The organism is Streptomyces sp. NPDC097595 (assembly GCF_044761525.1).
In the GTDB taxonomy this organism is placed as follows: domain Bacteria; phylum Actinomycetota; class Actinomycetes; order Streptomycetales; family Streptomycetaceae; genus Streptomyces; species Streptomyces drozdowiczii_A.
Genome location: NZ_JBIWCN010000038.1, coordinates 1 through 6,453, shown reverse-complemented (window position 1 = coordinate 6,453; position 6,453 = coordinate 1). Strand labels below are relative to the sequence as shown.

Here is a 6,453-nt window from a genome sequence, read left to right as displayed (position 1 = left end):
GGTCTGGTCGACCGGGTGCAGCCAGAACTCCTCGTGCTGGAACGCGTAGGTCGGCAGATCGACGCGGTTGCCACCGGGCAGGAGCGCCGTCCAGTCGATGTCCGTGCCACTGGTGTAGGCGGTGCCCAGGGCCTGAAGGAGGGCGCGGGCCTCATCTCGGCCGCCCCTGAGTGCGGAGGCGGCGGTGGGGGTGTCGAGGGTGCTCTGGACGAGGGAAGTCAGGACCGGGTCCGGCCCGAGTTCGAGGTACGTGGTGATGCCCTGGGCGTCCAGGGTGCCGATGCCGTCGGCGAAGCGGACCGCCGCACGGATCTGGCGGGTCCAGTAGGCGGGGCTGGTCAGCTCATCAGCGACCTGACCAGTCACGTTCGATATGACGGTGATCCGGGGCTCGTGGAAGGTCAGGGAGCCGATCGTCTCCTCGAACTCCGTCAGGGCCGTGTCCATGTGCGCGGAGTGGAACGCGTGGGACACGGTGAGCCGCTTGACCTTGACCCCGCGCCCACGGAACAGCTCCTCCAGCGCCTCGACCGCGTCCGCGTCACCGGAGACGACGACCGCTGCCGGGCCGTTCACCGCCGCCAGCGACACGCCCTCAACCAGTTCGGGCAGCACATCGGATTCCGGGGCGGCGATCGCGAGCATGGCTCCGCCCGCACGGGCGGCCTGCATCAGCCGACCTCGTACCGCGACCAACTCGCACGCGTCTTCCAGCGAGAACACTCCGGCTGCGTATGCGGCGGTCACTTCGCCGATCGAGTGACCGATCAGCGCATCGGGACGCACCCCGAACGAGGACACCAGCGTGAACAGGGCCGACTCCAACGCGAACAGCGCGGCCTGCGTGAACCGGGTCTGATCCAGTACCGGATCGCCCTGGAACACCACGTCCTTCAGCGACCGGCCCAGATGCCCGTCCAGGTACGCACACGCCGCGTCGAACGCCTCCGCGAACACCGGGAACGCCTCATACAACTCGCGGCCCATACCCGCCCGCTGGCACCCCTGCCCCGTGAACAGGAACGCCGTCCGCGCCGGCCCGGTGACCGGAGCCGAGGAGGCCGCCGACAGACTGTCCCGGACCTTCTCCAGGGCGGCGACCAGCTCTTCCCGGTCCGCGCCCACGACGACCGCGCGGTGTTCGAAGGCCGTGCGGGCCGACGCGAGCGAGTACCCGACATCCAGCAGTGCCGCCTCAGATCCGCGTACGAACTCGGCCAGCCTGCCCGCCTGCGCGCGCAGGGCCTCCGCGCTCCGCGCCGACACCACCCACGGCACCAGGACCGGCTCCGCGTCCTGCGTGGCAGGGGTCTGCTCGGGTTCCTGTTCCAAGACGACGTGGGCGTTGGTACCGGAGATCCCGAACGACGACACCGCAGCGCGGCGCGGGCGCTCGACCTCGGGCCAGGCACGCTGCTCGGTCAGCAACTCCACCGCGCCCGCGGACCAGTCGACATGCGAGCTCGGCTCGTCCACGTGCAGAGTGCGGGGCAGGATCCCGTGCCGCATGGCCATGACCATCTTGATCACCGCAGCGACACCCGCCGCGGCCTGCGTGTGACCGATGTTCGACTTCAGCGAACCCAGCCACAACGGCCGGTCCGCCGAGTGCTCCTGACCGTACGTCGCGATCAGGGCCTGCGCCTCGATCGGGTCACCCAGCCTCGTCCCCGTACCGTGTGCCTCGACCACATCCACATCGGCGGCCGACACCCGCGCGTTCGCCAACGCCTGCCGGATCACCCGCTGCTGCGAAGGACCATTCGGCGCCGTCAGACCATTGCTCGCACCGTCCTGATTGACCGCCGAACCCTTGATCACCGCCAGCACCGGATGCCCATTGCGCCGCGCATCCGACAAACGCTCCAGCACCAACCACCCCACACCCTCGGAGAACCCGGTGCCGTCGGTGTCGTCCGCGAATGCCTTGCAGCGGCCGTCCGAGGAGAGCCCACGCTGACGGCTGAACTCCACGAAGATGCGCGGCGTGGACATCACGGTGACGCCGCCGGCCAGGGCGAGTGAGCTCTCGCCTCGGCGCAGGGACTCGGCCGCCAGGTGCAGGGCGACGAGGGAGGCGGAGCAGGCGGTGTCCACGGAGACGGCCGGGCCTTCGAGGCCGAAGGTGTACGCGATCCGGCCGGAGGCGACACTGGTGAGGACGCCGGAGCCGACGTAGCCCTCGACATCGGCGGGGACCTTGTCGACCTCGGGCGCGTAGTCCTGCGGAATGGCGCCGGCGAAGACGCCGGTGTTGCTGCCCTTCAACGCCTCGGGCACGATCCCGGCCCGCTCGAACGCCTCCCACGCCGTCTCCAGCAGCAACCGCTGCTGCGGATCCATCGCCAGGGCCTCACGGGGCGAGATACCGAAGAACTCCGCGTCAAAACCCGACGCCTCGTACAGGAACCCGCCCCGACGCGTCATCGACTTACCCGCCACGGCCGGGTCCGGATCGAACAGACCCTCCACATCCCAGCCACGGTCCGACGGGAACTCACCGACCGCGTCCCCACCCCGCTCGACCAGATCCCACAAGCCCTCCGGAGACGTCACACCCCCGGGGAACCGGCACGCCATACCCACGATCGCCAACGGCTCATTCGCCCGCTCCTCCACATCGGAGAGGCGGCGGCGTGTCTGCTGAAGATCAGCCGTCACACGCTTGAGGTAATCGCGAAGCTTGTCTTCATTCGGCATGCAGAGCCATCCCCTTGGGCTACCGGGCCACCCGTTCGGCTCGCCACCCTCCTCCGCGTTGCTTGCCTTGGCCTTAATCAGACCTAAAGCGCTGCCGCGTTTAGCAGCAATTAAGCCCCTGCGCATACCTTGCGGCGCGAAGCGCTCTGTCTCGAGAGGTCACCACCATGTCCGATACCGATAGCTCCGACATACCGCCCTTTCCCTTTGCCCGGACCTGCCCGTTCAGTCCGCCTGCCGAGTACGCACCGCTGCGCGCCGAAGGGCCCATGTCCCAGGTGGTGCTCCAGAACGGAAAGTCGGCCTGGTTGGCCACCCGTCACGAGCACGTGCGTACTCTTCTCAGCCATCCGGCCACCTCGGCCAGCAGGGCCCATCCCGCCTTTCCCGCGACCGTCGCCAATGTGGGGGCTTTCGCGCAGAAGGGATTTCTGCTGTCGATGGACTCCCCGGATCACTCGCTTCACCGGCGCATGGTCACCAGTGAATTCACGCTCAATCGTGTCCGCCGGCTGCGTCCGCGTATTCAGGAAATCGTGGATGAATGCGTGGACCGCGTTCTGGAGGCCGGCGCGGGCGGCAGGCCGGTGGACCTGGTCCAGGAGCTCTCGCTGCCGGTCCCCTCACTCGTCATCTGCGAGCTGCTCGGGGTCCCGTACGAGACCCGCGGCACGTTCCAGAAGTACACCGAGGTACTGCTGGAGCGGTCCAGTACGCCTGAGGAACGCGGGGCCGCCTTCGGCGCTCTGCGCCAGTTCCTCGGCGACCTGGTGTCCAGCAAGGACGACGCGCCCGATGACGCGCTGCTCAGCCGCCTCGCCGTGAAGTACCGGGAAGCGGGCATCTACGACCACGAGCTGCTCACCGGCTTCGCGATGCTGCTGCTCCTGGCCGGCCACGAGACGACGGCGAACATGATCTCGCTCGGGGTGGCGGCCCTGCTGCGGGAGCCGGAGAAGCTCGCCACGCTCACCGCCGACCCGTCCACGACCCCGGGCGCGGTCGAGGAACTGCTGCGCTGGTTCAGCATCGTGGACTACCCGACAGCCCGCGTGGCCCTTGAGGACATCGAGGTCGGTGACGTCGTCGTACGCGCGGGCGAGGGCTTCATCGCGTCGGCCGCCGCCGCCAACCACGACGAGCGGGTCTTCCCCGACGCGGCCACGCTCGACCTGGGGCGCCAGACGTCCGGCCACGTCGCGTTCGGCTTCGGCGTGCACGCCTGCCTCGGCCAGAACCTGGCCCGGGCCGAGCTCGAGATCGTCTACGACACCCTTTTCCGGCGCATCCCCGGACTGCGCCTGGTCGGTCCCCCGGAAGACCTTCCGTTCAAGGACGCGACCGTATTCGGAATCCACCGACTGGAGGTGACCTGGTGAGCCAGGCACGACTGCTGATCACCATCAAGGAAGAGGAGTGCTGCTCCTCCGGTATCTGTGCGCTGACCGCGCCGGATGTGTTCGACCAGCGTGAGGAGGACGGCGTCGTCTTCCTGCTCGACAAGGACCCCGAGCCATCGCTGCACGCCGAGGTGAAGGACGCGGCGCGCCGCTGCCCGTCGCTCGCCATCGAGGTCGAGGAAATCCCGGCCTGACGGCCCGTTCGCCCGCCCGCTTGCCCGCTTGCCCGCTCCCCAGAAAAGGGTCTTTCTCCAGTGGCTGACAACGAAGACAAGTTCCGCGAATACCTCAAGCGGGCCACCGCCGATCTGCGACAGGCCCGGCGGGAGCTCTCCGATGTGGAGGAGCGGGCGAATGAGCCGTTGGCGATCGTGGGTATGGCGTGCCGGTTCCCCGGGGGTGTGACGTCTCCGGAGGGCTTGTGGGATCTGGTCGAGCGGGGTGGGGACGCGGTCGGTGAGTTCCCGTCGGACCGTGGCTGGGATGTGGAGGGTCTGTTCGATCCGGACCCGGCCGTGGCGGGTAAGTCGATGACGCGTCGGGGCGGGTTCCTGTACGAGGCTTCGGGTTTTGACGCGGAGTTCTTCGGTATCTCGCCCCGTGAGGCCCTGGCGATGGATCCGCAGCAGCGGTTGCTGCTGGAGACGGCGTGGGAGGCGTTCGAGCGGGCCGGGATCGTGCCCGAGGCGTTGAAGGGCAGCAACACCGGCGTCTTCGCCGGCGTCATGTACAACGACTACGCCTCCCGGCTGCGGCCCGCGCCCGAGAACTTCGAGGGCTACCTGGTCAACGGCAGCCTGGGCAGCATCGCCTCGGGCCGGATCGCGTACACCTTCGGCCTCGAAGGCCCGGCGGTCTCCGTGGACACCGCCTGCTCCTCGTCCCTCGTCGCCCTGCACCAGGCCGGGCAGGCGCTGCGCAAGGACGAGTGCTCACTCGCGCTCGCGGGTGGGGTCGCCATCATGGCGACCCCCACCACGTTCGTGGAGTTCAGCCGTCAGCGTGGGCTCTCCCCGGATGGCCACTGCAAGGCCTTCTCCGATTCCGCCGACGGAACGGGCTGGGCCGAGGGTGTGGGGTGGCTGGTGCTGGAGCGTTTGTCGGACGCGCGGCGCAATGGGCATCCGGTGCTGGCGGTGATCAAGGGTTCGGCGGTCAATCAGGACGGTGCGAGCAATGGTCTGACGGCGCCGAATGGTCCTTCGCAGCAGCGGGTGATCCGGCAGGCGTTGGCGAACGCCCGGGTGTCGGCCGCGGATGTGGATGTGGTCGAGGCGCACGGTACGGGGACGAGGCTGGGTGACCCGATCGAGGCGCAGGCCCTGATCGCGACGTATGGGCAGGAGCACTCGGCGGACCGGCCGTTGTGGCTGGGCTCGCTGAAGTCGAACATCGGTCACACGCAGGCCGCGGCGGGTGTCGCTGCGGTGATCAAGATGGTCATGGCCATGCGGCACGGGATCCTGCCCCGCACTCTGCACGTGGACGAGCCGAGCTCGCATGTCGACTGGTCCGCGGGCGCGGTGGAGTTGCTGACCGAGCAGCGTGCCTGGCCCGAGGTCGACCGGCCCCGCCGCGCTGCGGTGTCGTCGTTCGGGATCTCCGGTACCAACGCCCACGTCGTCCTGGAACAGGAACCCGAGCAGACCCCTGTTGTGGAGGACGCGGGACCGGGGCTGGTGCCGTGGGTGGTCTCGGCGCGCAGCGCGGAGGCGCTGCGCGCGCAGGCGGGGAAGCTGGCCGAGTTCGTACGTACTTCTGACGCGTCGCCGCTCAATGTCGGGTACTCGCTGGCGTCCGCCCGCACCGCTTTCGAACACCGCGCGGTCGTCGTGGGCGCGGACCGGGAAGAGCTGGTCGCCGCACTGGAAGGTGTTCGTGCTGCGGGTACTGCCGGGCCGGCGCGGACGGCGTTCCTGTTCACGGGGCAGGGGTGCCAGCGGGCCGGTATGGGCCGGGAGTTGTATGAGGCGTTCCCGGTGTTCGCGGAGGCGTTCGACGCAGCGTGTGCGTACCTGGACGGGCATCTCGGCCGGTCACTGAAGGACGTGGTGTTCGGCGGCGATCCGGTACTGGATCAGACCCGGTTCACCCAGGCCGCACTATTCGCACTCGAATCCGCCCTGTTCACGCTGGTCTCCTCATTCGGGATGCGTCCTGACGCGCTGATCGGTCACTCGATCGGCGAGGTCAGCGCCGCGTACGCAGCGGGAGTGTTCTCCCTGGAGGACGCGTGTGCGCTCGTCGCGGTACGAGGACGGCTGATGCAGGCCGCCCGCGCGGGCGGGGCCATGCTCGCCATCGCCGCCCCCGAAGCCGACGTCCTGCCCGAGCTCGGCGAGGCCGTGTCGCT

General features: G+C 69.0%; 4 protein-coding genes. 3 read left to right on the top strand and 1 reads right to left on the bottom strand.

All coding sequences use genetic code 11. The features are described 5' to 3' along the window. On the bottom strand, positions 1-2,700 hold a 2,700-nt coding region (locus ACIQZN_RS34895; protein WP_404002735.1), incomplete at its 3' end, for a type I polyketide synthase. Between the two features lie 167 nt (positions 2,701-2,867). On the opposite strand from ACIQZN_RS34895, the gene ACIQZN_RS34890 reads away from it, so the two are divergent. From ACIQZN_RS34890 to ACIQZN_RS34880, 3 genes are all read left to right on the top strand, one after another. Continuing rightward, positions 2,868-4,079 (top strand): cytochrome P450, encoded by a 1,212-nt coding sequence (locus tag ACIQZN_RS34890; protein WP_404002733.1) that lies wholly within the window; start codon positions 2,868-2,870, stop codon positions 4,077-4,079. Next, on the top strand, positions 4,076-4,294 hold the full coding sequence (locus ACIQZN_RS34885) for a ferredoxin (protein ID WP_330315488.1): 219 nt from the start codon (positions 4,076-4,078) through the stop codon (positions 4,292-4,294). Before ACIQZN_RS34890 ends, ACIQZN_RS34885 begins: the two co-directional genes overlap by 4 nt. 60 nt (positions 4,295-4,354) lie before the next feature. Next, on the top strand, positions 4,355-6,453 hold a 2,099-nt coding region (locus tag ACIQZN_RS34880; protein WP_404002731.1), incomplete at its 3' end, for a type I polyketide synthase.

What these genes read in the sequence shown, in the direction of transcription:
- ACIQZN_RS34890 (WP_404002733.1), top strand. Translation starts at nt 2,868, where the DNA reads ATGTCCGATACCGATAGCTCCGACATACCGCCCTTTCCCTTTGCCCGG.